This is a genomic window from Streptomyces sp. ISL-98, assembly GCF_018614055.1.
Taxonomy (GTDB): Bacteria; Actinomycetota; Actinomycetes; order Streptomycetales; family Streptomycetaceae; genus Streptomyces; species Streptomyces spiramyceticus.
The window spans coordinates 240333-265708 of the sequence record NZ_JAGGPB010000013.1 but is presented as its reverse complement, the minus strand read 5'-3'; the positions used below and the strand labels follow the sequence as shown (position 1 = coordinate 265708).

Sequence of the window (25376 nt, the reverse complement as noted above, 5' to 3'; positions counted from 1 at the left end):
ACTCATGAACGATCGAGGCTAGTGTTCCACTGGCCGTTGTAGTAGACCTGCCACCCATAGTCGGGCATTGACGCGTTGGAAGCACACCAGTCCGTCCGACTCGCCCCACGCGTGATCTGGGCACCGTAGGTCGTGGTCTTCCCAATACCAGTCGAGCACTTCGCTATCGCCCGAAGCGGTCGATTACATCTGTTCAGGGCTATGGTCGCCTTGTACGCCGTGTTACGCCCCGAAGTGACCTTCTCGCCATATACATCCATCGCGCACGGCGGATCGGCAGCAGCCGGAGCGGCAGTCAGCGGAACAACGGATGCTGCGGCAATCACAGCGGGTACAAGCACACGAAGCATTGTCCTGCGCAAGACAGTCCCCCTCTTGTAGCGGTAGGCATAGGCCCGGCAGGTCAGTCCGGCCCTCAACACCCATAAGATTCGGACGCACGTTCGCGTCTCTTGGTGGGACACTAGCGAACAGAGCGTGACCGATCAAGAGCCTTTAATGCCATGCGAATTGAGACTACGGGCGGCTTCACACTCCAAGCCCGCGCACTCCCGACGGGACGCAGCTCCACAGGCTGAGTCCCGGGCCATGCCCCCGGGGAACACCCGTTACCTCAACGCCAGCACTCGAGAGGGGCGGAGTCGGCAGGGCAGGGCCCCTTATCGCCCTCTTCGCATATCGAGGCTCCTCCTACTTCACCGCCAGCACCACCGCGTCCGACGGCGAGCACCACACCGCCCGCGCCTCCCCGAACCCGCCGGCCTCGCGCAGCGTCCGCGCGTGCCACTCGATCTCGACCGCGTCGGCCTGGGCGACAAGGCGAAGAACTACCCGTCGCAGCTCTCCGGCGGCCAGCAGCAGCGTGTGGCGATCGCCCGCGCGCTGGCCATGGAGCCAAAAATGATGCTCTTGGACGAGCCGACGTCGGCGCTCGACCCCGAGCTGGTGGGCGACGTGCTCGACGTGATGCGCGGCCTCGCCGAGGACGGCATGACGATGATCGTCGTCACGCACGAGATGGGCTTCGCGCGTGAGGTCGGCGATGCGCTGGTCTTCATGGACGACGGCGTGGTGGTCGAGTCGGGCAACCCGCGCGACGTACTGACGAACCTGCAGCACGACCGGACGAAGGCGTTCCTCTCCAAGGTTCTCTGACCGGCGCCCTTCTTCCGAGGAGCCGACCGAACGGGCTCCGCCGCGCAAATGCGGCGGAGCCCGGCCCTTCGCGACCGCCACGAACCCGGTACCAGCGCAACCTCAAGGAAACCTCTGAGACAACGAAGATCGCTGTGCACGGTCTACGGGCCGCCGTACTGTGCGCGGTGACCGTCTCGCCGGATCTCCGGCGAGACAAATCTGGGGGTTTCATTGAATCGCTTCATACAAACGACCGCGCGAGTGGTCGGTGTCGCCGGAATTGTGGCCGCGTCGGTCATGACGGGGTCCAGCGCCCAGGCGGCGAGCGGCGGTGGCTGCTACAGCTACACCGAGGGCTCGACCAACAGGGGCACCTATGTCGACATCAAGACCTGTATCAGCGCGCCGAGCCGCGGGGTGGGACGACCCGATGCCTACATCACGCTTCGCTCCGGCCACCCCGCCTGTAAAATCGCCATTCGGGTGGCCCGGTCGGGCGATTCGAGGCTGATGTCGCAGAAGACCCACCGGTGCCCCTCCGGCGGCATTCGCGCGAAGCGGTTCACCGCTCCCGACTTCCGCGCAAGCTCGCGCGCCTACACCACCTTTACGCAGATCGTGTGGACGTCCGCTGGGGAAGCAACCCTGCCTTACCGCAGCCCCTGGCTGAAGCTGCCGTAAGACGACGAAACAGAGGAGTGGTGCCGCCCTGGGCGGCACCACTCCTCTGTTTTTCACCGGGTGGCTATTTCAGCCCGAGGACCAGCGAGTCCGACGGGGACGTCCACACCGCCCGCGCCTCCCCGAACCCGCCCGTCTCGCGCAGCGTCCGCGCGTGCCACTCGATGCTCGGAGTCTCGCCGTCGGCGTGCTCACCGTAGATCTCGAAGCGCTTGGCGGTCGGCTCGGCAAGTACGGGGTCCTTGGCGGCCAGCTCCCACCACTCCGCCCAGTCGAGCGCGCCGGCGGCCTTGGCCCGGTCCATCTGTGCGTGCCGGTGAGCGCGTTCGGCCTCGTTGATGCGAGGGGTGCGCTCGTCCTTCATGTGGTCGGCGTTCATGAAGACGCCGCCGTCCCGTACGAGCCCGCCGATCTGCCCGTACAGGGTGGTGAGCGGCTCGCTGTGCAGCCAGTGGAGGGCGGTGGCGGTCAGGACCGCGTCGTACGACTCGTACGGCAGCGCATCGGTCCACTGCGGGTCCTTCAGGTCGGCCGTCACGAAGGTGACCCGCTCGTCCCCGGCGAAGTACCCCTCCGCGATGGCGAGCAGCGCCGGGTCGAGGTCCACGCCCGTGCTGGTGGCCCTCGGGAACCGCTTCAGCAACCGGTCCGTGATACTTCCCGTACCGCACGCAAGATCCAGCACCCGCGGCTCGGGGCCGACCAGGGCCTCGACCATGTCGAGCATGACCCGGAACCGCTCCTCGCGGTCCGGCATGTACCACTCCTGCTGCCGGTCCCAGCTCTCCTGCCAGGCCCGCCAGTCGGTGCCCGTCACTGTCTCCGCCACCAGAACCTCCACACCGTAATACCCTCGAACTACAAACAGCTATTACTCGCTATTACCTCGAACCTTAGACCGCCCTCGTAAGGACTACAAGTGGAACTGGCCTATTACTCGGACTACGCCGTGCGCCTGGTCAACAGCGAGGAGCCGGCCCGTAATAAAGACACCCTCACCTCGGTGGAAGCGGTCCGCGCTCTCTTCGGCGCCAATTCGTCGGCAGCCCGCCGCACCACCGAAGCGGATGTCACCCGTTTCCGCTCGGTACGGGCCCGTCTGCGCGCGATCTTCGAGGCGGCCGACGGCGGGGACGAAACGCTCGCCGTGGACCTGCTGAATTCACTCCTCATGGAATTCCCGGTCAGCCCGCAGATCTCCGGCCACGAGACACGCAAGGAGGACGGTCGTCCCGACTGGCACATGCACCTCGCCGACCACCCCTCCAACGCGACCGCCGGCTACGCCGCCATCGCCTCGATGGGCCTCGCCTTCCACCTCACCGAACACGGCGCCGACCGCCTCGGCCTGTGCCAGGCAGCACCCTGCCGCAACGCCTACCTGGACACCTCGACCAACCGCTCGCGCCGCTACTGCTCCGACCGCTGCGCGACCCGCGCCAACGTCGCCGCCTACCGCGCCCGCAAACGCCTGGAGACGGAGCGGTCGCTCAGCACGGGCCGTACGGCGGACACCAGCCAGGAGAGCACCACCCCGATCGAACGCTGACGCCCCGCCACAATGGGCCGGTACCGCGCACGTACCCGCCCCAGCACCAGCTCGCAGGGCACCACGCCGAACGCCCTGCTGTCCGTGACCTCGGCGTCCTGGTTGTCGCCGAGCACCCACCAGCCACCGTCGCGCCGCTCGACCAGCCGCTTCACGATGAGCAGATCCTGCTGCAACGGATGCCGCAATACGGCCACATCACCCGCCCGCGGCTCCACTCCGTAATGCACGAGCAACTGATCCCGGTGCAGCAGCGTCGGCACCATGGAAAGACCCGTCACTTCGGCGACCCCGAACATCGCTGTCGGCTCCCGCCCTTGATCCACCATCCGGCACCTCCGGTCCGATCCTCCACCAGTCTCATACTGACCCTGGACTTTTGGCCTAAGCCCATGGGGGCACCCGTCAAAACACGTCTCTCACCGAGTAATGTCCCCCTTGAGAAGACGATCACGAGGAAGGAAGCTCTTACATGCTCTCCCGCCTGTTTGCCCCCAAGGTGAAGGTCAGCGCACACTGCGACCTGCCCTGCGGCGTGTACGACCCCGCCCAGGCCCGCATTGAGGCCGAGTCGGTCAAGGCCGTCCAGGAAAAGATGCAGGCCAACGACGACGCGCACTTCCAGGCGCGCGCCACGGTCATCAAGGAGCAGCGCGCGGAGCTCGCCAAGCACCACGTTTCGGTGCTGTGGAGCGACTACTTCAAGCCCCCGCACTTCGAGAAGTACCCGGAGCTGCACCAGCTCGTCAACGACGCCCTGAAGGCGCTGTCGTCGGCGAAGGCGTCGACGGACCCGAAGACGGGCGAGAAGGCACTGGAGCTCATTGCCCGGATCGACACGATCTTCTGGGAGACGAAGAAGGCCTGACCTCCACCAGGTCACCTTTTCCGGTACGACCGACAGCACCCGGCATCCGCGCGGAGCCGGGTGCTGTCGGCGTTCGTACACAGGATTTCGGGGCGCTGGTGAAGGGGCAGTCCTTGAAGCCGCCCCGGGACGGAGCGGGCGGAGCCTTCGGCGCACTTGAGCGGGGGTGGCGCACCCGGCACCCACATACGTGTGGTTTACGGCACCTGTCCGGCACGTCCGGCGGACAGGTGTCGCTACTACTGGTCCCTCCGTACGAGTTGGAGGGATCAGCATGCGCAAGCTCAGCTCCCTGGTGTCGGTGTTGATGATTACGGCGGCAATCGCCGCAGGCTCGGCGCCCGGCGCCGCCGCCGCGCCCGGTGACACGGTCAGTACCACGGTCGAGAAGGCCATCGCCGGTCTGCCGGTCGCCGCCGAGGACGGCGCCGGGTACAGCGTGGGGAAGTTCAGGCACTGGACCGATCCGGACCAGGACGGCTGCGACACCCGTGCCGAGGTGCTCATCGCGGAGGCGACCACGCCGCCCGCCGTCGACCGGTGGTGCACCATCACGGGAGGCGCGTGGCACTCGTACTACGACAAGAAGGACCACACCGGCGCCGGATCGCTGGACGTCGACCACCTGGTGCCGCTCGCCGAGGCGTGGCGCAGCGGTGCGTCGGCGTGGAGCGACGAGGAGCGGGAGCGGTACGCGAACGACATGGCGGACCCGAGGGTGCTCGCCGCCGTGACCGCCGCCGAGAAGCGTCTCAAGGGGGACAGGGATCCGGCGCGGTGGGAGCCGTCCGACGACAGTGCGGACTGCCGGTACATCGCCGAGTGGGCGGCGGTGAAGGGGCGTTGGAAGCTGGCTGTGGATTCGGGTGAACTGGCGGCGCTGAAGAACATGGTGGCGGAGTGCGAGACGGAGGAGATCACTTACGAGCTCGCCCTCTGACGCCACCGGCCTCTGACCACACCAGCCTCTGACGCCGCCGGTTTCAGGCGGTCAACTCCTCTTCCTCCAGCCAGGTCTTGCCCCGCGTGCGCGCTGTGAGGCGTACGCCCGTCAGCAGCGGGGCAAGACGCTCCGCCTCCGCGCGAACCGCCGCCTCGGCCGCCCTGCCCACGTCCTCCACGAAGCGGCGGACGATCTCGCCGGACGCGTCCTGGGCCCATCCGCCGACGAGCCACCGCCGGCCGGTGGCGCCACGCCAGGCGTTCCCTGCGTTCGGCCGTGCTCACCCGCATCGTCCGCGTCTGCATGCGCGGACCCCAGCGGACCTCACCCATGCCGCTGGCCCTCTCCCATGCCGCTGACCAGGTGCCGGTACCTCCTGGGGTGTTCCTCGAGGTACTCGGCGAAGGTCTTGGCCGAGTGGCCCGTCAGGCGGGGCACGGCGTCGGAGACGGCTGCCATCTCGCCGTTCGCGATGGCCTCGTACGACGACACCCAGCCCGCGACCTCCCACGCCTCGGCGCCGTACCGCTCCCGTGACGCGTACGCCTCTTCGCGCGTCTCGGGTACGTAGGTGACGGTGCGCCCGGTGGCCCGGCTCAGCTCCTGCGCGATCTCGGCGAGCGACAGGGCCTCGCCGCCGGTGAGGTCGTACGTAGCACCGTCGTGGCCCTCGCCGAGGAGTACGGCGACTGCCGCGTCCGCGACGTCCTCGTGCGCCACGGCCGAGACCCTGCCGTCGCCGCCGGGGCCGCGCATCACGCCGTCCTCGCCGGTCATGGCGGGGAACGCGGCCTGGTAGAAGCTGTCGCGCAGGAAGGTGTGGCGCAGGCCGGTGGCGCGGATGTACTGCTCGGTGTGCCAGTGGTCGCGGGCGAAGGTGAACGTCGCGTCCGGCGCCGCGCCGAGGAAGGACAGGTACACGATCCGCTGCACGCCCGCCGCGACCGCCGCGTCCACGGCGCTCTGGTGTTCGCGCACGCGGTCGGCGCTCTCGTGCGCGGAGACCAGGAAGAGCGTGTCGGCGCCGTCGATGGCCGCGCGCATCGCGTCCGCGTCGCCATAGGCGGCGGGCGGCGCCTTGACCGCGCCGGGCAGGTCGGGCAGGTCGGGCAGACGGGAGGGATCGCGGCAGAGGAGACGCAGGGCGGGGCGGGTGTCCGGGCCCGCGGCGGCGAGCCCCCTGGCGACGCGGCGCCCGACCTGTCCGGTGGCTCCGGTGACGGCGATGACGTGGGTCATGGGGGGATCCCCTTCAGCTGCTGGGTGGCCTGGTGCCCGTACAGCATCAATGGGCCGGGGCCGGGCCGCATTCCTTCACACCGCCATCAGCCGTACAGCCGCCGCCGGTGGAACTTCCCGGCCGAGCGGATCGCGCCGGGACCGACGGGACCGACGGGGCCGACGGGGCCGACGGGGCCGACGGGACAGGGCCACAGGCTGGGCCCTACGTCGTGCTCCTCCACGGGGGGCCGCTCGTCGCACATGACCTGGGCAGTTTGTGGGACCCCGTCGGTCGCGCTCGCGAGGAGATAAGGCACCTCCTGGAGTGGCGGCGGCCCGAGCATCCGGCGTCACCGCCCGGCCTCGGCCTCCCTCGTCATGCGGTCACTCCGTCACGCCACCGCGCTCCCCGCCAGCAGCGGGCTCTCGTTGCGCAGCAGCCACTGCCGGTACCCGGCCGCCCGCATCGCCGCGTCGCGGTACGCCGCCTCCAGGTCCGCGTACACCGCCGCAGCCTCGGCGAATCCGGGCCGCGACACCAGCAGCAGGCGTACGGCGAGCGGGTCGCCGCGCCACGGCCGTATCGCCATGTCGTCGCGCGGCCCCGACGTCGGCTGGCAGGGCGCGACCGCCTCGCCGATCACGATCAGGGAAGCTGCGGTGAGGTAATCCCCGTACAGGACAGGCGGATTGAGACCGGCCGCACCGAATACGCGGCGCAGACCGTCCCATTCCCCGTCCACCGTCGGGTCGACCATCCACCGGTCGGCGGCCAGATCCGCCAGCTCCACCACCGGCCGGGCGGCCGCCGGATGGTCCAGCGACATCGAGATGAACTGCGGCTCCCGTTCGACCAGTACGCGCTGCACCAGGCCGTCGGGCATGCGCAGCGGAGAGCCCTCCACCTCGTGCACGAAGGCGACATCGAGCTGCCCGGCCGCGAGCTTCCGCAGCAGCGCGTTTGCCGATACATCGACATGGAGTGAGGTGTCCGTACCGGGCAGCCGGATACGGAGCCTGCGCAGCCAGTTCGCGATCACGCGGCTGGCGGTGGCGCCGATCCGCAGATGCGGGCCTTCCGTCGTACGGGCCGCGGCCGCCCTCGTCTCGGCCACCAGCGCACTCATCTGCTCGACGAGCGGACGCGCCCTGCTCAGCACCGCGTACCCCAGGGGCGTCGGCCGGCACCCGGTGCGCTCGCGCGAGAACAGCTCCGCGCCCAGGGAGTTCTCGATGCGGCGGAGCTGCGTGGTCAGGGGCGGCTGGCTCATACCGAGACTTCGGGCGGCTTTGTGCAGGCTGCCGGCCTCGGCGATGGCGCACAGCGCACGGAGGTGCCTCACCTCGAGCTCCATACCCCGAGCGTAAGCGGGCCCCTCGCGTCACACCAGACACCACAACCACACGAATCACCCCCGGTTTCATGGCGGTTGGCCGACGTGATGCGCTCGCGCTATCGCCGGTTGGCATCATCCGCACCGGCCCGGGCTCCCCGACACTCTCCCCTACCGAACCGTTCACGTTTCACATTCCCCGGACGAGTAGGAGCCCCCCACATGAGACGCACCAGGACCGTCCTCACCACCGCCCTCGGCCTCGGCCTCGGCCTCGCCGCAGCGACCCTCGGCGCCGTACCCGCGAATGCGGCGGCCCCCCACAACGCCGCATCCGCGCAGTACGGCTCATACGACTCGTACGTCGCGTACGAGAAGTCCAAGGAGAACGGCGCGGCCACCAAGGCCTTCTTCGAGGCCGTGAAGAAGTCGGTCGCCGAGAAACGCGCCGCGAACCCCGGCGCGCAGGCCGTCACCGTCGTCTACTCCGCGGCGAACGCGCCCAGCTTCCGCAGCCAGATAGCCAGCAGCACCCAGATATGGAACAGCTCCGTCTCCAACGTGAAGCTCCAGGAAGGCTCCAACCCTGACTTCACCTACCGCGAGGGCAATGACTCCCGCGGCTCGTACGCCAGCACCGACGGCCACGGCAGCGGGTACATCTTCCTCGACTACCGCCAGAACCAGCAGTACAACTCGACCCGCGTCACCGCCCACGAGACCGGCCATGTCCTCGGTCTGCCGGACCACTACTCGGGCCCGTGCAGCGAGCTGATGTCCGGCGGCGGCCCCGGCACCTCCTGCCAGAACGCCACCCCCGACCGGAATGAGCGCAACAGGGTCAACCAGCTCTGGCAGAACGGGTTCGCCCCGGCGGCCTCCTGACCCCTGGATGCCCCGTACACGTACAGTCGGCTCCCAATCGACAACAAATGGAGCCGACTTGCGAGTACGGGGCATCGTCCTGCCGGAGCGGGAAGAGCGGACCTTCTGGATACGAGGCGACCGCCTCACGACGGACCGGCCGCCCGCAGGGACGGACGCCGAGTCCGTCATCGACGGCGGCTGGCTGCTTCCCGGCCTGGTCGACGTACACACCCACCCGGGCGCGGAAGACGCCGACACCCCATTCGACGAAGCCCTGCTCCGCAAACACCTGCTCGACCACCGCGACGCGGGCGTGCTCCTCGTCCGTACGCCCGGAACCGCCGCCCGTATGCCCGCCTGGGTCGACTCCGACGAGGAGCTGCCGCGCGTACGGTCGGCAGGACGGTGGCTGGCGACCCCCGGCCGGTTCTTCCCGGGCGCGGGGCGGGACATCCGCGAGGAGGAGCTGCCGCGGGCGGCGGTCGAGGAGGCCGGGGCGTCGTCCGGCTGGTGCAAGGTCATCGGCGACTGGCGCTGGGACGAACCGGCGGTCCCCCTGGACATCCTCACCGAGGCGGTACGGGCCGTACACGCGGCCGGCGGCAAGGTCGCCGTCCACTGCCAGACCGCGGAGGGCAGCCGCAACGCGGTGCTCGCCGGGGCGGACAGCCTGGAGCACGGCATGCACCTCGACCCCGGGCTGCTCCACCGGATGGCGGCACAGGGCACGGCGTTCGTACCGACGCTCGGTGCGTTCGGGTCGGGCGCGGACGAGATGTACGCGCGCGAGCGCGGGGCCAGGCGTGACCACTGGGTGGCGGGCTGGGAGGGGATGCTGCGCAATGTGCGGGCCGCGCACGAAGCGGGCGTCACGGTCCTGGCCGGAACCGACAGCTTCCCGTGCGGCACGGTGGCCGCGGAGGCGTCGTGGCTGATACGCGCGGGCCTGCCGTCGGAAGCTGCGCTCGGGGCGGCATCGTGGACGGCCCGCTCCTGGCTCGGCCTGCCGGGGCTGGCGGACGGGGCTCCGGCGGACGTGATCGCGTACGCGACGGATCCGACGCTGGATCCACGCGTCCTGGCCCACCCGACCCGGATAATCCTGCGCGGCAGGGTCGTCGGCTAGACAGGGTCGTCGGCTGAGGGCGTGCCCTGCGGGGCTTTGCCCCTACCCGCCCCTTCGACGGGCTGATCTCTCAGCCTGGGGGTCCCCCCTGGACGTAGTCCTTGGGGGAGTTTGAGGACCGGGTCTGGGGCGGAGCCCCACGCGGGGGCAGCCGCAAATGTCACAGCGGGAAGAATGGGGTCTCCCCTGCTCGAACGAAGTTGAGAGCTTGGGGGAAGGGCAGGGGAACAGAAACCTCCGCCCGCCCCCCGCCCCGCCTACCCCACCGCCGAGGAGGGCGCAGCCCGCACCGTCCGCTCGCCAGACGCAGCCAACTCGCCCGCCCCCGCCCGAACATATGGAAACGGCCCCCGGTAACCCGCCCCCTCCGCCGGCCTCCGCTCAAAGTCCGCGCAAGCCCACGTCTCCTGCACGAAGCCGGACCGCAGGTCCCACAGCCGGAGCAGCTCCCGCTCGCCCTCGATCGCCCGGTACTCGTCCTTGATCCGCCGGAAGCAGGCGAGGTTGCCGAACAGCCCGCTGCCCGCAGGGTGGTAGTCCGAGAAGGCGCAGGAAATGCACGCCCGCATGTACGCCCCCTCCGGCAGCCGCCGCTGTATCACCGTCAGCGCGTGCTCGAAGTCGTTCTCGGCGCGCTCCGATTCGTACGCCGCGCCGTCGAAGTGCAGGGTCAGGGCGAGGTGTTCACGGTCGAGGCCGCCCGTGGGAAGCGGCCGGCCGAGGGTCAGCAGGCAGCTGAGCGTGGCCCGGTGCACCCGCCCGTCCGCGTACACCGGAATCGGTGTGTCCCACTCAAGTATGCAGTCGCACAGCGAGCCACCGTCCGACAGCGCGAATATCGCGCTGCCGCCCCCGCCCTCCCACTCCACCGGCTCCAGCGCGTCGAAGCTGTCGCCCTCGAAGTCGACTCCCCTGATGCGCGTGCGCAACCGCTGTCCGTCCGTCGTGATCCCGACGGCGACGGAACCCGCGCGGTCGCGGTACCAGCCGGCCCATGGCTCTCCTGTCATGGGCGGGACTTTAGCCCGTTCGAGTACGGCACCGCCCCCGGTCCGGGTCAGCGCACCTTGCTGTACTTCAGGACCACGGCGCCGTTGTCGTACGTCCGCGGAGGCGCCGCGTCGAGCGTGAAGTTGCGGACGCCGAACTCCGCCGAGAACAGCGGGATGCCCGAACCGAGCACGATCGGGTACAGCTTGACGACCATCTCGTCGATCTCGTCCAGCAGCTGAGCCGCCAGATTCGCCCCGCCCGCCAGATAGATCCCGAGGCCGTCCTCCTGCTTGAGCTCCCGGACCTTGGCCGCGACGTCGCCGGAGATGATCTCGACGTCGGGGTCGGGCGACTTGTCGATACTGCGCGACACGACGTACTGGCGCAGGTGCTTGTACGGGCTGGTGACCCCGATCTCCAGAGCCGCGCCATAAGTTGCCCGCCCCTGAAGCATCGTGTCGAAGTGCTTGTTCTCCAGGCCGTCCACGCCGAGGTGCTGGCGCGCGTGGGTGGGCAGACAGTCCGGGTACTCGCCGATGTGGAAGTCCTTGATGAAGGACTCGCTCAGCGGATACATGTCGTAGGTGCCGTCGGGCGCCGCGATGAAACCGTCGAGGGACATACCGACGTAGTACGTGAGCTTGCGCAAGCTGATCCTCTGGTCGGAAGGCAAGGATGGGATGCGGGAGCCGGTCGGCGTACATCACCCGCCCGCAACCACTCCGTGCATAGTGGTCCATCCGTAGTGGTTACGCAAGGGCCTTTTCCTGGAGGGAAGTTAGAAAGTCAGGGAAGTCAGGGAAGTCAGGAAAAGTTGAGGAGCACGCCGCCTCGTCAGGCGAGCGGCTCACGCCACATGGGCCACATGTGGGGGCCGTCGGGAAGATCGACCGTACGGCCGGTGAAGGCGAACCCGAGCCGCTCGTACAGCTTGCTGCTGCGCGCACTGCTCGCCTCCAGATAGGCGGGCACGCCGTCGCGGTCGCAGCGCTCGAGGACCGGCTCGATCAGCGCGGTGCCGAGCCCCTCGCCCTGGCGCTCCGGGGAGACGGCGATGAGCAGCAGATACTCGTGGGCCCGGTCGTGCGGATGCACCTCGCCCGTCAACCGGCCGATCAGTTCGGCCCGTTCGTTGTCCGGGTCGGCGGTTTCCCTCATCCGTACGGGAGTGTCGTCCTCCTCGGGCGGACCGGCCGGCACCTGGAGCCAGAGGGCGGCCGCCGATCCGTCCTGTGTGACGTCGACCCGCCCCTCACGGAGAGCCACGTCGAGAAAGACACCGAGGAAGGTGCCGTGCACGCGGCGGCGGTGTTCCCGGTCGGGGAAGACCCAGCTGCTCACCGGGTCGTCCATGAAGGCCGCGTCCAGCAGCCGTACGAGCGCCTCGCGGTCGCTCTCCCCCGCCTGTCGTATCTCCACGTCCACGCCCACGGTCCGGCCCTCTCTCGGGTACGTAACTGACGTACCTGATCCTAGAGTTGGCGCCCACGTGGTGAATCAGTGCATGCGCGGACGCCCGGGGTCTCCCTCCCGGACGCCCGCGCAGAGGCAGCTGATCAGCGGGTTCTGCGCGTGACGAACTCCGCCAGCGAGAGGAGATCTCCCGCCGCGCCCAGGTCGGGCACCGCCCGCGACAGATGGTGCACGGCCCGGGCCATCCGGTCCGCCGCATGACCCTGCGCCCAGTCCCTGCCGCCCGCCCGGTCGACGGCCTCGGCGGCGCGCCGGACGGCGGCGGCGTCCAGCGGCCCCCGGTAGAGCCCCGCCAGCTCGTCGGCTGCCTCGGTGCCCGAGGCCAGTGCCGCCACCACCGGGAGCGATTTCTTATGGGCGGCCAGATCAGCGCCCACCGGCTTGCCCGTCTGGTCGGGGTCGCCCCAGATCCCGATCAGGTCGTCGATGAGCTGGAACGCCAGGCCCGCTTCCCTCCCGAAGGCGTCCATGGCCGCGACCTCCTCCTCGTCCGCGCCCGCGTAGAGCGCGCCGAGTGCGCACGCGCAGCCGAGCAGCGCGCCCGTCTTGGCCTCCGCCATCGACAGGCACTCGTCGATCGACACGTCCTGCGGGCCACGCCGTTCGAGTTCGCAGTCCGCCTGCTGCCCCTCGCACAGCTCGATGACACAGGCGGCGAGCCGCGCCGACGCCCGGGCCGCCGCCGGGTGCGGATCCTCGGCCAGCTGCCGCAGCGCGAGCGCGCACATGGCGTCCCCGGCGACGATCGCGTCCGGGACACCGAAGACCGTCCAGGCGGTGGGCCGGTTTCTGCGGGTCGGGTCCTCGTCCATGACGTCGTCATGGAGCAGGGTGAAGTTGTGCGCGAGCTCCACGGCCGCCGCCGCCCGCACGGCCTGCCGCGGGTCGCCGCCGAGGGCCTGGGCGGAAGCGAGGACGAGAGCGGGTCTGATCGCCTTGCCCGCCTGCCCCGAGGCCGGCGTTCCGTCCGCCTGCTCCCAGCCGAAGTGGTACATCGCGATGCGGCGTATGGAACCCGGCAGACTCTCGACCGTACTGCGCAGTTGGGGATTGACAGCGCTGCGGGTCCGTTCGAGAAGGGCCGCAGCCTCGTGCCCCTCCGGGGCGGCCGCTTCCCCTCTGGTCATGGTCACGGTCACTTCCTCCAGCAGTGCTTCGGTGATGCCCTGAACCGGACGCGCGAACCGCCTCGCGACTGCGCCCGCTAACCCCACCTGCCGATCTCGACGTTCTCCAGCACACCCAGCGCGTCCGGCACGAGGATCGCCGCCGAGTAGTACGCCGTAACGAGGTACGAGATGATCGCCTGCTCGTCGATGCCCATGAAGCGCACCGAGAGGCTCGGCTCGATCTCGTCCGGGATGCCGCTCTGCTGAAGCCCGATGACGCCCTGGTCGGCCTCGCCCGTACGCATGCAGATGATCGAGGTCGTACCGGCGTCGCTCACCGGGATCTTGTTGCAGGGGAAGATCGGGACGCCGCGCCAGGAGGGCACCCGGCTGCCGCCGATCTCCACGCTCTCCGGGTAGAGGCCGCGCTTGTTGCACTCGCGCCCGAAGGCGGCGATGGCACGCGGGTGGGCGAGGAAGAGCTTGGAGCTGCGCCGCCTCGACAGCAGGCCGTCCATGTCGTCCGGGGTCGGCACACCGTCGTGCGGCTGGAAGCGCTGCCCGTAGTCGCAGTTGTTGAGCAGGCCGAACTCACGGTGATTGATGAGTTCGTCTTCCTGACGCTCGCGCAGCGCCTCGACCGTGAGCCGCAACTGCTGCTCGGTCTGGTTCATCGGCTGGTTGTAGAGGTCGGCGACCCGGCTGTGGACCTTCAGCACCGTCTGGGCGACGCTCAGTTCGTACTCGCGCGGCGCCACCTCGTAGTCGACGTAGGTGTGCGGGACGACGGCCTCGCCGACATGTCCTGCGGAGAGGTCGATGTGCGCCTCGCCGTACTTGTTGGTCCGCTGGCGTGGCAGGGAGCGGACCTGCGCGAGATGGTCGCGCAGCGTCTCCGCGCGGTCCGCCAGTGTCAGTACGGACTGGCGGGACAGCGTCAGCACGGTGCACGCGGTCGCCGCGCGGACCGTGTACCCCCACGTGGCGTCTTCTTCCACGAGCGCCTGGTCGCCGAAGTACGCCCCGTCGGCGAGGAAGCCGAGCACCGCCTCGTCGTCGTACGGCCCGTCGCCGACCTTCTCGACCCTGCCGTGCGCCAGCAGATACACCGTGTCCGCGGCATCACCGGCGGCCGCGATCACTTCCCCGGACGCGAACTCCCGCTGCTCGCACCGCTGTGCCAGCTCACCGAGCACCGCCTCGTCGCCGAGGGTCCGGAGCGCCGGCAGCTCGCTGAGCTCGGCGGGGACGACCTCGACGCGGTCTCCTGTCTGTACGAACGTCACCCGTCCGTCGCCCACCGCGAAACTGAGCCGGCGGTTCACCCTGTACGTACCGCCCTGGACCTGCACCCATGGCAGCATCCGCAGCAGCCACCGTGAGGTGATCTCCTGCATCTGCGGTGCGGACTTGGTGGTGGTGGCCAAGTTCCGCGCGGCAGCCGTACCGAGACTCTGCTGCGGCTGAACCTGTTCTTCGCGGACCTCGGAACCTGCCTCGACCGACATCTGACTCCCTCTCGATCATGAGCTGACCTGCACGGAAAAGCCTTGCAGCGCGGGGAGTCGACGCGCCATTACACAAACGAGTGTGACTAGATCATCGATGCCGGGGCAGAGCACATTTCCGTCGGCGGAACTGACTGAAACAGGTCGCACATGTCCCGAACAGATGGCCCTGCCAACGGTGTTCCGGTACAAGCGAGGCGTACGAGACGATCCGAATCTCACCTAAGGAGGCGGTCATGGCCTCACCCATGTCCGCGGGCAACTTCCTCGACGTACTGAGAGACGAAGGAATCACTGTCGTCGAGGTCGGCGACTGGCGTACGCACAACCGCAACCACAAGGGCCCTTGGGGCCCCGTGCATGGCGTGATGATTCACCACACCGTCACCTCAGGCACCGCCAACACCGTGCGTATCTGCCGCGACGGCTATGCGAGCCTCCCCGGACCGCTCTGCCACGGCGTGATCGCCAAGAACGGCTCGCTCCATCTCGTCGGCTACGGCCGCGCCAATCACGCGGGGCTGGGCGACGACGACGTACTGCGCGCCGTCATCGCGGAGAGGGCCCTGCCGACCGACAATGAGGCCAACACCGACGGAAACCGGCACTTCTACGGCTTCGAGTGCGAGAACCTCGGTGACGGCGAAGACCCCTGGCCCGCGGCACAGCTGGAAACCATCGAGCGGGCGGCGGCCGCGGTCTGCCGGTGGCACGGCTGGAACTCCCGCTCCGTCATCGGCCATCGCGAATGGCAGCCCGGCAAGATTGACCCGCGCGGCTTCTCGATGAACACCATGCGCGAGCGCATCCACGACCGCCTCAACTAAGCAACCACCTCGAGCAAGCGCACCGGCGGGACCACTGGGACAATGGGGCCATGCCCCCCGAAGCGCTCGACCTCTCCCGCCTGCGGCCGCGGCTCCCCTCGCCGCTGCGGCAGGCCGAGGACGAGCGCTTCGCCCGTCACGGCGTACGACTGCTACTCAAGCGCGACGACCTGATCCATCCGGACCTCCCCGGCAACAAGTGGCGCAAACTCGCGCCGAACCTGCGCGCGGCGGCCGGGCGCACCGTGCTGACCTTCGGCGGCGCGTACTCCAACCATCTGCGGGCGACGGCCGCGGCCGGCCGCCTCCTCGGCTTCCCGACGATCGGCGTCGTACGCGGCGACGAGCTCGCCGACCGCCCCCTCAACCCCTCCCTGGCCCAGTGCGCGGCGGACGGCATGCGCCTGCACTTCGTGGACCGCGCGACGTACCGCTGCAAATCGGACCCCGAGGTCCTGGCGGAGATCCTCAGCGCGACCGCCGGGGACGTCTATGTCGTCCCAGAAGGCGGCAGCAACGCCCTCGCCGCCCAGGGCTGCACCGCCCTCGGGCAGGAACTGCGCGGGGCCGCCGACGTCGTCGGCGTCGCCTGCGGCACCGGCGGGACGCTCGCGGGCCTGGCGGCGGGTCTGGGGCCGGGGCAGCGGGCCATCGGGTTCCCGGTCCTCAAGGGCGGCTTCCTCGGCGACGACATACGCGCCCTCCAGCTCACCGCCTTCGGCGGCCCCACCGGCGACTGGCGCCTCGACGACCGCTTCCACTTCGGCGGATACGCCCGCACGACCCCCGAACTCGACGTGTTCGCCGAGGACTTCGAGGCCCGTCACGGACTGCCGGTCGAGCGGCTCTACGTCGCGAAGATGCTGTACGGACTGACCACGCTGGCCACCGAGGGCGCCTTCCCGCCCGGCACCGCCGTCGCGGCCGTGATCACAGGTCGGCCGGATCAGCCTGATCAGCAGGGTCAGTCGGAATCCGCCCGGTAGGCCGCCGCCTCCTCCAGGTCCAGCCTCCGCATCAGCGAGCGCAGCATCTCGTCGTCGATCCGCCGCCGGTCCCGCAGCTCCACGAAGACCGCGCGCTCCGCGGCGATCATCTCCCCGGCGAGCCGCCGGTACGTGTCGTCCGCCGACTCCCCCGTCTCCTCGTTGACCCCGCCGAGCCGCTCCCAGACCGCGTTGCGCCGCCGTTCGAGGACCGTGCGCAGCCGGTCGGCGAGCGGCTGCGGCAGCGCGTTGCGGGGGTCGGCGAGGAGCTCGTCGAGCCGGGCCTCGGCGGCCGCAGACGCCTCGCTCTGGGCCTGCGCCTCGGCGAGCGTCTCGGCGTACGTGTCGCGCCTCGGCAGCTTGAGGAGGCGGATCAGCGGCGCGAGGGTGAGGCCCTGGACGACGAGTGTGGCGATCACAGTCGTAAAGGTCAGGAAGAGCACCAGGTTCCGCTCGGGGAACGGTTCGCCCTGGTCGACGGTCAGCGGGATCGAGAAGGCGATGGCGAGGGAGACCACCCCGCGCATCCCCGCCCACCCCACGATGACCGGTGATGTCCAGGTCACGCCGGGCTCCCGCTCGCGGATGCGCGCCGACATGATCCGTGGCAGATACGTCGCCGGGAAGACCCAGACGAAGCGCACCACGACGACCGCGGCGAAGACCGCGAACGCGTACCAGGCGGCCTCCCCGCCCCCGTACGGGCCGAGTCCGTCCAGGACGTACGGCAGTTGAAGCCCGATGAGCGCGAACACGGCCGATTCGAGTACGAAGGAGACCATCTTCCAGACGGCGTGCTCCTGGAGCCTGGTCGCGAAGTCAACCTGCCAGGAGCGATGTCCCAGGTAGAGGGCGACGACGACCACCGCGAGCACTCCCGAGGCGTGGACGTACTCGGCCGCCGCGTACGCCACGAAGGGGATCAGCAGCGACAGCGTGTTCTGCAGCAGCGCCTCCTTGAGATGCGTACGGAGCCAGTGCAGCGGCACCATCAGCAGCAGGCCGACCCCGACCCCGCCGACCGCAGCGACCGCGAATTCCCCGATCCCGCCGACCCAGCTCGCGCCCTCCCCCACCGCCGCCGCGACCGCCACCTTGAACGCGGTGATGGCGGTGGCGTCGTTGACCAGCGACTCGCCCTGGAGGATCGCGGTGATACGCGGCGGCAGCCCGACGCGGCGCGCGATCGCGGTCGCCGCCACCGCGTCGGGCGGCGCGATCACCGCGCCGAGCACCAGCGCGGAGGTCAGCGGGAGGCCAGGAACGACGAGATACGCCAGGTAGCCGACGATCACGGTCGCGAACAGCACATAGCCGACCGACAGGAAGGCGACGGGCCGGACGTTCGCCCGCAGGTCCAGGTACGAGCTGTCCAGAGCCGCGGTGTGCAGCAGGGGCGGCAGCAGCAGCGGCAGCACGATGTCCGGTTGCAGTGTGTAGTCGGGCACTCCCGGGATGTACGCCGCCGCGAGCCCGACCGCGACGAGCAGCAGCGGTGCGGGGACCGGCGTCCTGCGGGCCGCCCCGGCGACGACCGCGCTGCCCGCGACCAGGAACAGCAGTGGCAATGCGTCCATCGGTTCAGGCCCCGCCCTCATGCGTTCGTACGTCGTAACCTGGCCATCATGAACGAGTGCCCGCACGTCGCCGAGCTGCCGCACCCCGAACCGACTCCGCTGAGTGACACCTGCCCGGAATGCCTGGCGGTCGGCAGCCATCCCGTACAGCTGCGGCTCTGCCTGCAGTGCGGGCACGTGGGGTGCTGCGACTCGTCGCCGTACCGGCATGCTTCCGCGCACTCCAAGGAGGCCGGTCATCCGGTACTGCGCAGCTTGGAACCGGGGGCAGACTGGCGTTGGTGCACGATGGACGGTTCGATCGTCTGACGTGTGGGTACGTCAACCCGGCGCTGGTTCTCTGCAATTGGGCGCCGCAGACCCCTAGCCACTGTCCGTACCCATGTGCTTACCATGAGTGACAAGTCGGGGCGGGGGCCCTGGCGACACGGAAGAGTGGATCGCGATAGCGTCACCGGCGAACGACGTACCGCGTGGCTCCGGGGGGCGCCCCCTCCCGGACCCCCGAAAGAGCTTGTGCCACCTTGGAGGTGAGGGTGTCCCAGATCGCAGGCGAGCCCGGGACCCAGGACTTCGTGGAAGTCCGGCTGCCCGCTGCAGGTGCCTATCTGTCCGTGCTGCGTACGGCCACTGCCGGCCTTGCGGCGCGCTTGGACTTCACCCTCGACGAGATCGAGGACCTGCGCATCGCGGTCGACGAGGCCTGCGCGATCCTGCTTCAGCAGGCCGTGCCCGGCTCCGTCCTCAGCTGCGTCTTCCGGCTCGTCGACGACTCCCTCGACGTGACGGTGTCGGCCCCGACCACCGACGGGCGCGCGCCCGAGCGCGACACGTTCGCCTGGACGGTGCTCTCCGCACTCGCGGGCAAAGTCGACTCCACGGTCGCGGAGGACCGTACGGTCACCATCAGCCTGTACAAACAGCGCGGCGCGGGACCCGGGCCGGCGTGAGGAACGGGGACGGGCCGGTGCGCAACGAGGAGCTCAGCCCAAAGACGCCCGCGGGAGGGCGCGCGACTCCGGTCGAGTCCGCGCGCCAGCCGTCGGGTCTCCCTGAGCAGCAGGCCCGCCCCCACCCGGTGGACGGCCTGGTGGAGGGCTTGGTGGGCACGGCGGCGGCGGAGCAGGCAGAGCGGGCGGGCCAAATGAGCGAGCACGAAGAGCACTCCAAGGATCACGGACGCCATGATCCGCACGATCGCAGTGGTGCGCGGGCGATGTTCATCGAGCTGCGCAAACTGCCGGACGGATCGGTGGAGAAGGCGGAGCTGCGCAACCGTCTTGTGCGCATGCACCTTCCGCTGGTCGAGCACCTCGCGCGGCGGTTCCGCAACCGCGGCGAGCCTCTCGACGACCTGACCCAGGTCGCCACGATCGGGCTGATCAAGTCGGTGGACCGGTTCGATCCGGAGCGCGGTGTCGAGTTCTCGACGTACGCGACGCCGACCGTCGTCGGTGAGATCAAGCGGCACTTCCGCGACAAGGGCTGGGCGGTCCGGGTGCCGCGCAGGCTCCAGGAACTGCGCCTGTCGTTGACGACGGCCACGGCGGAGCTCTCCCAGCAGCACGGTCGTTCCCCGACGGTGCACGAGCTGGCCGAGCGCCTCGGGATCTCGGAGGAAGAGGTCCTGGAGGGCCTGGAGTCGGCCAACGCGTACAGCACGCTGTCGCTGGACGTCCCGGACACGGACGACGATTCGCCGGCCGTCGCGGACACGCTGGGCGCGGAGGACGAGGCGCTGGAGGGTGTCGAGTACCGGGAGTCGCTCAAGCCGCTGCTGGAGGATCTTCCGCCCCGGGAGAAGCGGATTCTGCTGCTTCGCTTCTTCGGGAACATGACGCAGTCGCAGATCGCGCAGGAGGTCGGCATCTCCCAGATGCATGTCTCCCGGCTGCTGGCCCGCACGCTGGCCCAGCTCCGCGAAAGGCTCCTCGTCGAGGAATAACCGAAATGACCGAGAGGTCGCTTACGCCGCTGCGCCCGTGACGCTATGCGTCGCGGGCGCTGCGGATTCCCAGCGCCTGCGTGGTCTGCGGGTTGACCAGCAGCACCAGGGACGTCACGGCCACCGCGGCGAGCACGATTCCGGCCGGGATCAGCAGCGAGCCCTCCGAGCGCAGCAGCGTCCAGGCCACCGGCAGCGCCATGAGCTGCGTGATGATGGCCGGCCCCCGGCTCCACGCCCGGCACTTGAGAAGTCCGCGCGCGGCCACCAGCGGCAGCACCGCGAGGACGAGCAGGGTCAGGCCGCCCATTTCCGCCTGCTCCGGCTTGTCGGGGCTGCCGAGCAGTCCCATCACGAGCATGTACGCGCCACCGGCGATCAGGGCCAGGCCCTCAAGTGCGGCGAGCGCCGCGGCGGCCGTCAGCCGGGAGGGTCGGGGTTCGGCGGCGGGTGCCTGCTCTTGCTCGGGCTGCTCAGTACTCACCCTTGCAGCGTAGCGGCCTGCCCCAGCGGGCCAGGTCTGGGCCGGGTACCCCCAAGTAGGTAGGCTGCTGCGCATGCGCTCACTCCTCGTGGTCAACCCGGCAGCAACCACCACCAGCGCACGCACCCGCGATGTCCTGATTCATGCCCTCGCCAGCGAGATGAAGCTGGAAGCGGTGACCACCGAGTACCGCGGACACGCCCGCGACCTCGCCCGGCAGGCCGCGCAGAGCAAGGAAATCGACCTGGTCGTCGCGCTCGGTGGTGACGGCACCGTCAACGAGGTCGTCAACGGGCTCCTGCACGACGGGCCCGACCCCGACCGGCTGCCGCGCCTCGCGGTCGTCCCCGGCGGCTCCACGAACGTATTCGCCCGAGCGCTGGGGCTGCCCAACGACGCCGTCGAGGCGACCGGCGCCATTCTGGACGCCCTGAGCACGCGCAGCGAGCGCACGGTCGGCCTCGGGCACGCCGGCGGCACGCCGGGAACCGAGGACGAATCCGTCCCGGGCCGCTGGTTCACGTTCACGGCGGGGCTCGGTTTCGACGCGGGAGTGATCGGCAGGGTCGAGCAGCAGCGGGAGCGCGGAAAGCGCTCGACGCACGCCCTCTACGTGCGCCAGGTGGTACGCCAGTTCCTGGAGGAACCGCACCGCCTGCACGGGCTGATCACCCTGGAACGGCCGGGTCACAACCCCGTAAAAGATCTTGTGCTTTCCATAGTCTGCAACACCGCCCCATGGACCTACCTGGGGAATCGCCCGATGTACGCATCCCCCGAGGCCTCCTTCGACAAGGCCCTGGACGTACTCGCCCTCAGCAGGATGTCCACCCCCGCGGTGGCCCGCTACGCGACCCAGCTGCTCACTTCAAGTCCTGATCGCGGTCCGCACGGTAAGCACGCGGTAACGCTGCATGACTTGACGGACTTCACCTTGCATTCAAAGGCTCCGCTGCCCTTCCAGATGGACGGCGACCACCTAGGACTGCGTACTAGCGTGACGTTCACAGGCGTACGCCGTGCACTGCGTGTGATTGTGTGAGCGGAACGCGCAAAAGTCCTTTAACTCGAACGTATCTACTGGGGTCCACCCCATGGAAGTACGGCTGTGACCTAGCCGACACCGAGGAATCAAAAAAAACTTTCCGGAAGGGGTTGTATCCGCCGCCGAGGTTTGCGAATCTCTACATGGCGATCGGGACGGCCCGCAACACCGGCCTCCACTGAGAGCAAGAACCCCCCTCCTTCACAAGGACCACACCAGGCAACTGGCAGTCGGCCCTTCACTTGCGGGGGGATTCGTGAAAGCGTTCACATTCACAAGCAACGTGCTTGTAATACCAAGGAGAGGTAGCAGCCATGGACTGGCGTCACAACGCCGTTTGTCGTGAGGAAGACCCGGAGCTGTTCTTCCCCATCGGCAACACCGGTCCTGCGCTGCTGCAGATCGAGGAAGCCAAGGCCGTCTGCCGCCGCTGCCCCGTCATGGAGCAGTGCCTGCAGTGGGCGCTCGAGTCCGGTCAGGACTCCGGCGTCTGGGGTGGACTCAGCGAGGACGAGCGACGCGCAATGAAGCGCCGCGCCGCCCGCAACCGGGCGCGTAACGCGACCGCCTGATTCCCCCTGCTTCGAGCCTGAGCCTGGCGGCGCGTGTGCCTTGACGGCATTAATCCGTTGAGAGCGCGTACGCACCACCCGCCCCGAGCCGCAGCGCGCAGTACCCCCCGATGCGCACAGTGAGCCCCGGACCGTTTCTCGGTCCGGGGCTCACTGCTTTTTCTACTTGTCCGCCCTGACGGGGACGTCGAGCAGGACCTGCGTACCGCCCTCGGGGCCGGGGACCATGTCGAACGTCCCGCCCAACTCGCCCTCCACCAGGGTCCGTACGATCTGCAGCCCCAGATTGCCGGTCCGCTTCGGGTCGAACCCCTCGGGCAGTCCGCGGCCGTCGTCCTGCACCGTGATCAGCAGCCGCGCATCCTTGTGGTCGCCGCCGCGCACCGCCGCGACCTCGACCGATCCCTGGTCGCCCGGTGCGAAAGCGTGCTCCAGGGCGTTCTGCATGATCTCGGTGAGGACCATCGCCAGCGGGGTCGCGACCTCGGCGTCGAGGATGCCGAAACGGCCCGTACGGCGGCACCTGACCTTGCCCGGCGAGATTTCGGCGACCATCGCGATCACCCGATCGGCGATGTCGTCGAACTCCACGCGCTCGTCGAGGTTCTGCGAGAGCGTCTCGTGGACGATCGCGATCGAGCCGACGCGGCGTACCGCCTCATTGAGCGCCTCGCGGCCCTGCTCCGAGTCCATCCTGCGGGCCTGGAGGCGCAGCAGCGCCGCCACCGTCTGAAGGTTGTTCTTCACCCGGTGGTGAATCTCCCGGATGGTGGCGTCCTTGGTGATCAACTCCCGCTCGCGGCGGCGCAGTTCCGTGACGTCCCGGCACAGTACGAGCGATCCGATCCGGGTTCCCTTGGGCTTGAGCGGGATCGCGCGCAGCTGGATCACCCCGCCGTTGCCCTCGACTTCGGTCTCGCGCGGCGCCCAGCCGCTGGCCAGCTTGACCAGGGCTTCGTCCACCGGGCCGCGGGAGGGGGCGAGTTCGGCTGTGGCCTGGCCCAGGTGGTGGCCGACGAGGTCGGAGGCGAGGCCGAGGCGGTGGTACGCGGAGAGGGCGTTCGGCGACGCGTACTGGACGATGCCGTCCGCGTCGAGCCTGATCAGGCCGTCTCCGGCGCGCGGCGACGCGTCCATGTCGACCTGCTGGCCGGGGAACGGGAAAGATCCGGCGGCGATCATCTGGGCCAGGTCGGACGCGCTCTGCAGGTAGGTCAGTTCGAGGCGACTGGGCGTGCGTACGGTCAGCAGGTTCGTATTGCGGGCGATCACTCCGAGTACGCGGCCCTCGCGGCGTACGGGAATCGACTCGACCCGGACCGGGACCTCCTCCCGCCACTCGGGGTCGCCCTCGCGCACTATCCGGCCTTCGTCGAGGGCGGCGTCGAGCAGAGGGCGGCGGCCGCGCGGGACCAGGTGGCCGACCATGTCGTCCTGGTAGGAGGTCGGGCCGGTGTTGGGCCGCATCTGGGCGACGGACACATAGCGGGTGCCGTCGAGCGTGGGGACCCAGAGGACCAGGTCGGCGAAGGAGAGGTCGGAGAGCAGCTGCCACTCCGAGACCAGCAGGTGGAGCCACTCGAGGTCGGTTTCACTCAGAGCGGTGTGCTGGCGGACGAGGTCGTTCATGGAGGGCACGTGTGCGAGCGTACCGCCGCTCGGGCGACCCCATGGCCGCGGCGCCTGGCAGGGACCCTCAGCCCTGCCGGCACCGCAGCCCGGAGCTGCTCCGGCCGGCGGATGTGCGGTCCCGCGCGGCCGACAGAGGCGCCGGTGCGCAGTCAGGGCAGAGAGCGACCGGTACCTCGTTCCGCCCTCCTGTGCGGGGAGGGAGGAAGCTTTTTACCTGCATATTGTGGACTAGACCATTAACTTGTGTCTATGGCCCTGCCGGATCAAATCATGCCTGGCCCGCAGGGTCAGTGGGTTTCGGTGACCTTGGCCAGGGCTCGGGGGGCGTCCGGGTCCTGACCTCGGGCGATCGTCACCTCGTACGCCAGAAGCTGAAGCGGCAGGATCTCCAGAATCGGCTGGAGTTCCTCGGCGACGCCCTCCATGGAGAGGACGAAGCCCGCCGACGCCGCATCGACCTGCGCCTTCGGGCCGATCACGAACAGGTCCGCGCCCCGCCCCCGCAGGCGGTCCAGTACGGGCTGGAGCGCCTCGCCGCCCTTTCCTGCCGTGACGACCGCGATGACCGGCGAGATGTTGTCGACCATGGCGAGCGGGCCGTGCAGCAGGTCGGCGCCGGAGTAGGAGAGAGCGGGGATGTAGCTCGTCTCCATCAGCTTGAGCGCCGCCTCCTTGGCCGTCGGATAGCCGTAGCCGCGCGATGTGATGACCATGCGCTCGGCGAAGCGGTAGCGGGCGGCGAGCTGCTTGATCTCCGCCTTTCGGGCCAGGATCTGGTCCGCGAGTTCGGGCAGGGCCTGTGCGGCCGCGCCGTCGCCGCCCCGCAGGCCCTCGACGAAGAGGTACAGGGCGAGGAGCGAGGCGGTGTACGTCTTCGTGGCGGGCAGGGCCTTCTCCGGGCCCGCCAGGATGTCGATGTGGTACTCGCTGACCGCGGCCAGCGCCGAGTCCGGGTTGTTGGTCACGGCGAGCGTGACGGCGCCCGCCTCGCGCGCCGCCCTGGTGGAGGCCACCAGGTCGGGCGAGCCGCCGGACTGGCTGACCGTGATGACCAGCACGTCACTGAGGTCGGGCCTGGCGCCGTACGCCGTCGTCGTGGACATGGAGGTCAGCCCGCAGGGCAGACCGAGCCGGATCTCCAGCAGGTACTTCGCGTAGAGCGCCGCGTTGTCGGACGTGCCGCGGGCGGTCAGGAGCACGAAGCGCGGTTTCCTCTCGGCGATCGCCTGTGCGGTCTCACGGATTCTCGGGGCGCCGGTTTCGAGGATCCGGCGCAGCACCGCGGGCTGCTCCGCCATCTCGCCGGACATGATCCTGCCGGGCTGCTCGACCATGCTCGGTGCCTCCAGAGTGACGAACGTCGCCGCGGTCCCAGTCGACCACGAGAGTCCGTTTGTCCGCCTGTTGTCCGCCTGGCGAAAGCCTCCTGGCGTACACCGGGGCTCTGCTAGATTGGTCTATACCACCATACTGGCTCCCTATTCAGATCGGCAGGATCA

General features: G+C 69.3%; 28 protein-coding genes and 2 pseudogenes. 14 read left to right on the top strand and 16 right to left on the bottom strand.

What is annotated here, in order from left to right; all coding sequences use genetic code 11:
- Positions 1-690: 690 nt before the first annotated feature.
- A pseudogene (locus tag J7I98_RS40915) lies at positions 691-789 on the bottom strand (SAM-dependent methyltransferase); the annotation flags it as partial.
- Between the two features lie 3 nt (positions 790-792).
- On the opposite strand from J7I98_RS40915, the pseudogene J7I98_RS10565 reads away from it, so the two are divergent.
- Positions 793-1155, top strand: a pseudogene (locus J7I98_RS10565) (amino acid ABC transporter ATP-binding protein); the annotation flags it as partial.
- A 243-nt stretch (positions 1156-1398) separates the two neighbouring features.
- The gene (locus J7I98_RS10560) at positions 1399-1818 is read left to right on the top strand and encodes a hypothetical protein (RefSeq protein ID WP_214920360.1); all 420 of its coding nucleotides are present in this window, start codon (positions 1399-1401) and stop codon (positions 1816-1818) included.
- Positions 1819-1882: 64 nt separating this feature from the next.
- Here J7I98_RS10560 and J7I98_RS10555 read toward each other — a convergent pair whose 3' ends face one another.
- A complete protein-coding gene (locus J7I98_RS10555) occupies positions 1883-2659 on the bottom strand; it encodes a trans-aconitate 2-methyltransferase (RefSeq protein ID WP_374225102.1) in 777 nt (258 codons plus the stop codon).
- Positions 2660-2737: 78 nt separating this feature from the next.
- Here J7I98_RS10555 and J7I98_RS10550 point away from each other — a divergent pair, with 78 nt between their 5' ends.
- Positions 2738-3367 carry an ABATE domain-containing protein gene (locus J7I98_RS10550; RefSeq protein ID WP_214920359.1) on the top strand — a complete coding sequence of 210 codons (630 nt, stop codon included), beginning with the start codon at positions 2738-2740 and terminating at the stop codon, positions 3365-3367.
- Here the strand turns inward: J7I98_RS10550 and sodX are convergent.
- Complete coding sequence (gene sodX / locus J7I98_RS10545) at positions 3271-3696, bottom strand: nickel-type superoxide dismutase maturation protease (RefSeq protein WP_214920358.1); 426 nt, start codon at positions 3694-3696, stop codon at positions 3271-3273. The genes J7I98_RS10550 and sodX overlap by 97 nt on opposite strands.
- Before the next feature lie 143 nt (positions 3697-3839).
- Here sodX and sodN point away from each other — a divergent pair, with 143 nt between their 5' ends.
- Together sodN and J7I98_RS10535 are read left to right on the top strand one after the other, a co-directional pair.
- Positions 3840-4235, top strand: a complete 396-nt coding sequence (gene sodN / locus J7I98_RS10540) for a superoxide dismutase, Ni (RefSeq protein WP_214920357.1) — start codon at positions 3840-3842, stop codon at positions 4233-4235.
- Between the two features lie 274 nt (positions 4236-4509).
- On the top strand, positions 4510-5175 hold the full coding sequence (locus tag J7I98_RS10535; RefSeq protein ID WP_214920356.1) for an HNH endonuclease family protein: 666 nt from the start codon (positions 4510-4512) through the stop codon (positions 5173-5175).
- Between the two features lie 43 nt (positions 5176-5218).
- Here J7I98_RS10535 and J7I98_RS10530 read toward each other — a convergent pair whose 3' ends face one another.
- The 4 genes from J7I98_RS10530 to J7I98_RS10515 all read right to left on the bottom strand — a co-directional run bounded on the left by J7I98_RS10530 (position 5219) and on the right by J7I98_RS10515 (position 7754).
- On the bottom strand, positions 5219-5356 hold the full coding sequence (locus J7I98_RS10530; RefSeq protein WP_374225101.1) for a hypothetical protein: 138 nt from the start codon (positions 5354-5356) through the stop codon (positions 5219-5221).
- A gap of 146 nt (positions 5357-5502) precedes the next feature.
- Complete coding sequence (locus tag J7I98_RS10525) at positions 5503-6417, bottom strand: SDR family oxidoreductase (RefSeq protein ID WP_214920355.1); 915 nt, start codon at positions 6415-6417, stop codon at positions 5503-5505.
- 86 nt (positions 6418-6503) lie between these two features.
- On the bottom strand, positions 6504-6716 hold the full coding sequence (locus J7I98_RS10520; RefSeq protein WP_214920354.1) for a hypothetical protein: 213 nt from the start codon (positions 6714-6716) through the stop codon (positions 6504-6506).
- A gap of 75 nt (positions 6717-6791) precedes the next feature.
- Positions 6792-7754 carry a LysR family transcriptional regulator gene (locus J7I98_RS10515; protein ID WP_214920353.1) on the bottom strand — a complete coding sequence of 321 codons (963 nt, stop codon included), beginning with the start codon at positions 7752-7754 and terminating at the stop codon, positions 6792-6794.
- Between the two features lie 201 nt (positions 7755-7955).
- On the opposite strand from J7I98_RS10515, the gene snpA reads away from it, so the two are divergent.
- A complete protein-coding gene (gene snpA / locus J7I98_RS10510; RefSeq protein ID WP_214920352.1) occupies positions 7956-8618 on the top strand; it encodes a snapalysin in 663 nt (220 codons plus the stop codon).
- A 58-nt stretch (positions 8619-8676) separates the two neighbouring features.
- A complete protein-coding gene (locus J7I98_RS10505; protein ID WP_251020401.1) occupies positions 8677-9726 on the top strand; it encodes an amidohydrolase family protein in 1050 nt (349 codons plus the stop codon).
- 257 nt (positions 9727-9983) lie between these two features.
- On the opposite strand, the gene J7I98_RS10500 is transcribed toward J7I98_RS10505, so the two are convergent.
- The 5 genes from J7I98_RS10500 to J7I98_RS10480 all read right to left on the bottom strand — a co-directional run bounded on the left by J7I98_RS10500 (position 9984) and on the right by J7I98_RS10480 (position 14809).
- The gene (locus J7I98_RS10500; protein WP_251020400.1) at positions 9984-10736 is read right to left on the bottom strand and encodes a DUF6304 family protein; all 753 of its coding nucleotides are present in this window, start codon (positions 10734-10736) and stop codon (positions 9984-9986) included.
- 47 nt (positions 10737-10783) lie between these two features.
- Positions 10784-11368, bottom strand: coding sequence for a dihydrofolate reductase family protein (locus J7I98_RS10495; protein ID WP_214920350.1), 585 nt, complete (start codon positions 11366-11368; stop codon positions 10784-10786).
- Positions 11369-11553: 185 nt separating this feature from the next.
- On the bottom strand, positions 11554-12144 hold the full coding sequence (locus tag J7I98_RS10490; protein WP_214920386.1) for a GNAT family N-acetyltransferase: 591 nt from the start codon (positions 12142-12144) through the stop codon (positions 11554-11556).
- 131 nt (positions 12145-12275) lie between these two features.
- Positions 12276-13319, bottom strand: coding sequence for a family 2 encapsulin nanocompartment cargo protein polyprenyl transferase (locus J7I98_RS10485; RefSeq protein ID WP_214920385.1), 1044 nt, complete (start codon positions 13317-13319; stop codon positions 12276-12278).
- Positions 13320-13396: 77 nt separating this feature from the next.
- On the bottom strand, positions 13397-14809 hold the full coding sequence (locus J7I98_RS10480) for a family 2B encapsulin nanocompartment shell protein (protein WP_214920349.1): 1413 nt from the start codon (positions 14807-14809) through the stop codon (positions 13397-13399).
- 236 nt (positions 14810-15045) lie between these two features.
- Between J7I98_RS10480 and J7I98_RS10475 the strand changes: the two genes are divergently transcribed.
- Both J7I98_RS10475 and J7I98_RS10470 read left to right on the top strand, forming a co-directional pair.
- A complete protein-coding gene (locus tag J7I98_RS10475) occupies positions 15046-15636 on the top strand; it encodes an N-acetylmuramoyl-L-alanine amidase (protein WP_214920348.1) in 591 nt (196 codons plus the stop codon).
- A gap of 50 nt (positions 15637-15686) precedes the next feature.
- Entirely contained in the window at positions 15687-16622 is a 936-nt protein-coding gene (locus tag J7I98_RS10470) for a 1-aminocyclopropane-1-carboxylate deaminase/D-cysteine desulfhydrase (protein WP_214920347.1), read from the top strand.
- Here J7I98_RS10470 and J7I98_RS10465 read toward each other — a convergent pair.
- Positions 16601-18199, bottom strand: a complete 1599-nt coding sequence (locus J7I98_RS10465; protein ID WP_214920346.1) for a Na+/H+ antiporter — start codon at positions 18197-18199, stop codon at positions 16601-16603. The genes J7I98_RS10470 and J7I98_RS10465 overlap by 22 nt on opposite strands.
- A gap of 48 nt (positions 18200-18247) precedes the next feature.
- On the opposite strand from J7I98_RS10465, the gene J7I98_RS10460 reads away from it, so the two are divergent.
- The 3 genes from J7I98_RS10460 (at position 18248) to J7I98_RS10450 (ending at position 20144) form a co-directional block, all read left to right on the top strand.
- Positions 18248-18508, top strand: a complete 261-nt coding sequence (locus tag J7I98_RS10460) for a UBP-type zinc finger domain-containing protein (protein WP_214920345.1) — start codon at positions 18248-18250, stop codon at positions 18506-18508.
- A gap of 227 nt (positions 18509-18735) precedes the next feature.
- Positions 18736-19149 (top strand): anti-sigma regulatory factor, encoded by a 414-nt coding sequence (locus J7I98_RS10455; RefSeq protein ID WP_214920344.1) that lies wholly within the window; start codon positions 18736-18738, stop codon positions 19147-19149.
- Positions 19038-20144 carry an RNA polymerase sigma factor SigF gene (locus J7I98_RS10450; protein ID WP_251020440.1) on the top strand — a complete coding sequence of 369 codons (1107 nt, stop codon included), beginning with the start codon at positions 19038-19040 and terminating at the stop codon, positions 20142-20144. The genes J7I98_RS10455 and J7I98_RS10450 overlap by 112 nt, the downstream gene beginning before the upstream one ends.
- Before the next feature lie 43 nt (positions 20145-20187).
- On the opposite strand, the gene J7I98_RS10445 is transcribed toward J7I98_RS10450, so the two are convergent.
- The gene (locus J7I98_RS10445) at positions 20188-20628 is read right to left on the bottom strand and encodes a hypothetical protein (protein WP_214920342.1); all 441 of its coding nucleotides are present in this window, start codon (positions 20626-20628) and stop codon (positions 20188-20190) included.
- Positions 20629-20701: 73 nt separating this feature from the next.
- Here J7I98_RS10445 and J7I98_RS10440 point away from each other — a divergent pair, with 73 nt between their 5' ends.
- Together J7I98_RS10440 and J7I98_RS10435 are read left to right on the top strand one after the other, a co-directional pair.
- Complete coding sequence (locus tag J7I98_RS10440; RefSeq protein WP_214920341.1) at positions 20702-21670, top strand: diacylglycerol kinase family protein; 969 nt, start codon at positions 20702-20704, stop codon at positions 21668-21670.
- Between the two features lie 317 nt (positions 21671-21987).
- Entirely contained in the window at positions 21988-22245 is a 258-nt protein-coding gene (locus J7I98_RS10435; protein ID WP_004937597.1) for a WhiB family transcriptional regulator, read from the top strand.
- A gap of 162 nt (positions 22246-22407) precedes the next feature.
- Here J7I98_RS10435 and J7I98_RS10430 read toward each other — a convergent pair whose 3' ends face one another.
- A complete protein-coding gene (locus tag J7I98_RS10430) occupies positions 22408-23874 on the bottom strand; it encodes a sensor histidine kinase (RefSeq protein WP_214920384.1) in 1467 nt (488 codons plus the stop codon).
- Between the two features lie 290 nt (positions 23875-24164).
- Positions 24165-25211, bottom strand: coding sequence for an SIS domain-containing protein (locus J7I98_RS10425; protein WP_214920340.1), 1047 nt, complete (start codon positions 25209-25211; stop codon positions 24165-24167).
- Positions 25212-25376: the final 165 nt, after the last annotated feature.

Coding starts and splice junctions, on each gene's coding strand:
- sodX (WP_214920358.1), bottom strand. CDS start 3,696: ATGGTGGATCAAGGGCGGGAGCCGACAGCGATGTTCGGGGTCGCCGAA.
- sodN (WP_214920357.1), top strand. CDS start 3,840: ATGCTCTCCCGCCTGTTTGCCCCCAAGGTGAAGGTCAGCGCACACTGC.
- J7I98_RS10535 (WP_214920356.1), top strand. CDS start 4,510: ATGCGCAAGCTCAGCTCCCTGGTGTCGGTGTTGATGATTACGGCGGCA.
- J7I98_RS10525 (WP_214920355.1), bottom strand. CDS start 6,417: ATGACCCACGTCATCGCCGTCACCGGAGCCACCGGACAGGTCGGGCGC.
- J7I98_RS10515 (WP_214920353.1), bottom strand. CDS start 7,754: ATGGAGCTCGAGGTGAGGCACCTCCGTGCGCTGTGCGCCATCGCCGAG.
- snpA (WP_214920352.1), top strand. CDS start 7,956: ATGAGACGCACCAGGACCGTCCTCACCACCGCCCTCGGCCTCGGCCTC.
- J7I98_RS10500 (WP_251020400.1), bottom strand. CDS start 10,736: ATGACAGGAGAGCCATGGGCCGGCTGGTACCGCGACCGCGCGGGTTCC.
- J7I98_RS10485 (WP_214920385.1), bottom strand. CDS start 13,319: ATGACCAGAGGGGAAGCGGCCGCCCCGGAGGGGCACGAGGCTGCGGCC.
- J7I98_RS10480 (WP_214920349.1), bottom strand. CDS start 14,809: ATGTCGGTCGAGGCAGGTTCCGAGGTCCGCGAAGAACAGGTTCAGCCG.
- J7I98_RS10475 (WP_214920348.1), top strand. CDS start 15,046: ATGGCCTCACCCATGTCCGCGGGCAACTTCCTCGACGTACTGAGAGAC.
- J7I98_RS10470 (WP_214920347.1), top strand. CDS start 15,687: ATGCCCCCCGAAGCGCTCGACCTCTCCCGCCTGCGGCCGCGGCTCCCC.
- J7I98_RS10465 (WP_214920346.1), bottom strand. CDS start 18,199: ATGGACGCATTGCCACTGCTGTTCCTGGTCGCGGGCAGCGCGGTCGTC.
- J7I98_RS10460 (WP_214920345.1), top strand. CDS start 18,248: ATGAACGAGTGCCCGCACGTCGCCGAGCTGCCGCACCCCGAACCGACT.
- J7I98_RS10440 (WP_214920341.1), top strand. CDS start 20,702: ATGCGCTCACTCCTCGTGGTCAACCCGGCAGCAACCACCACCAGCGCA.
- J7I98_RS10435 (WP_004937597.1), top strand. CDS start 21,988: ATGGACTGGCGTCACAACGCCGTTTGTCGTGAGGAAGACCCGGAGCTG.
- J7I98_RS10430 (WP_214920384.1), bottom strand. CDS start 23,874: ATGAACGACCTCGTCCGCCAGCACACCGCTCTGAGTGAAACCGACCTC.
- J7I98_RS10425 (WP_214920340.1), bottom strand. CDS start 25,211: ATGGTCGAGCAGCCCGGCAGGATCATGTCCGGCGAGATGGCGGAGCAG.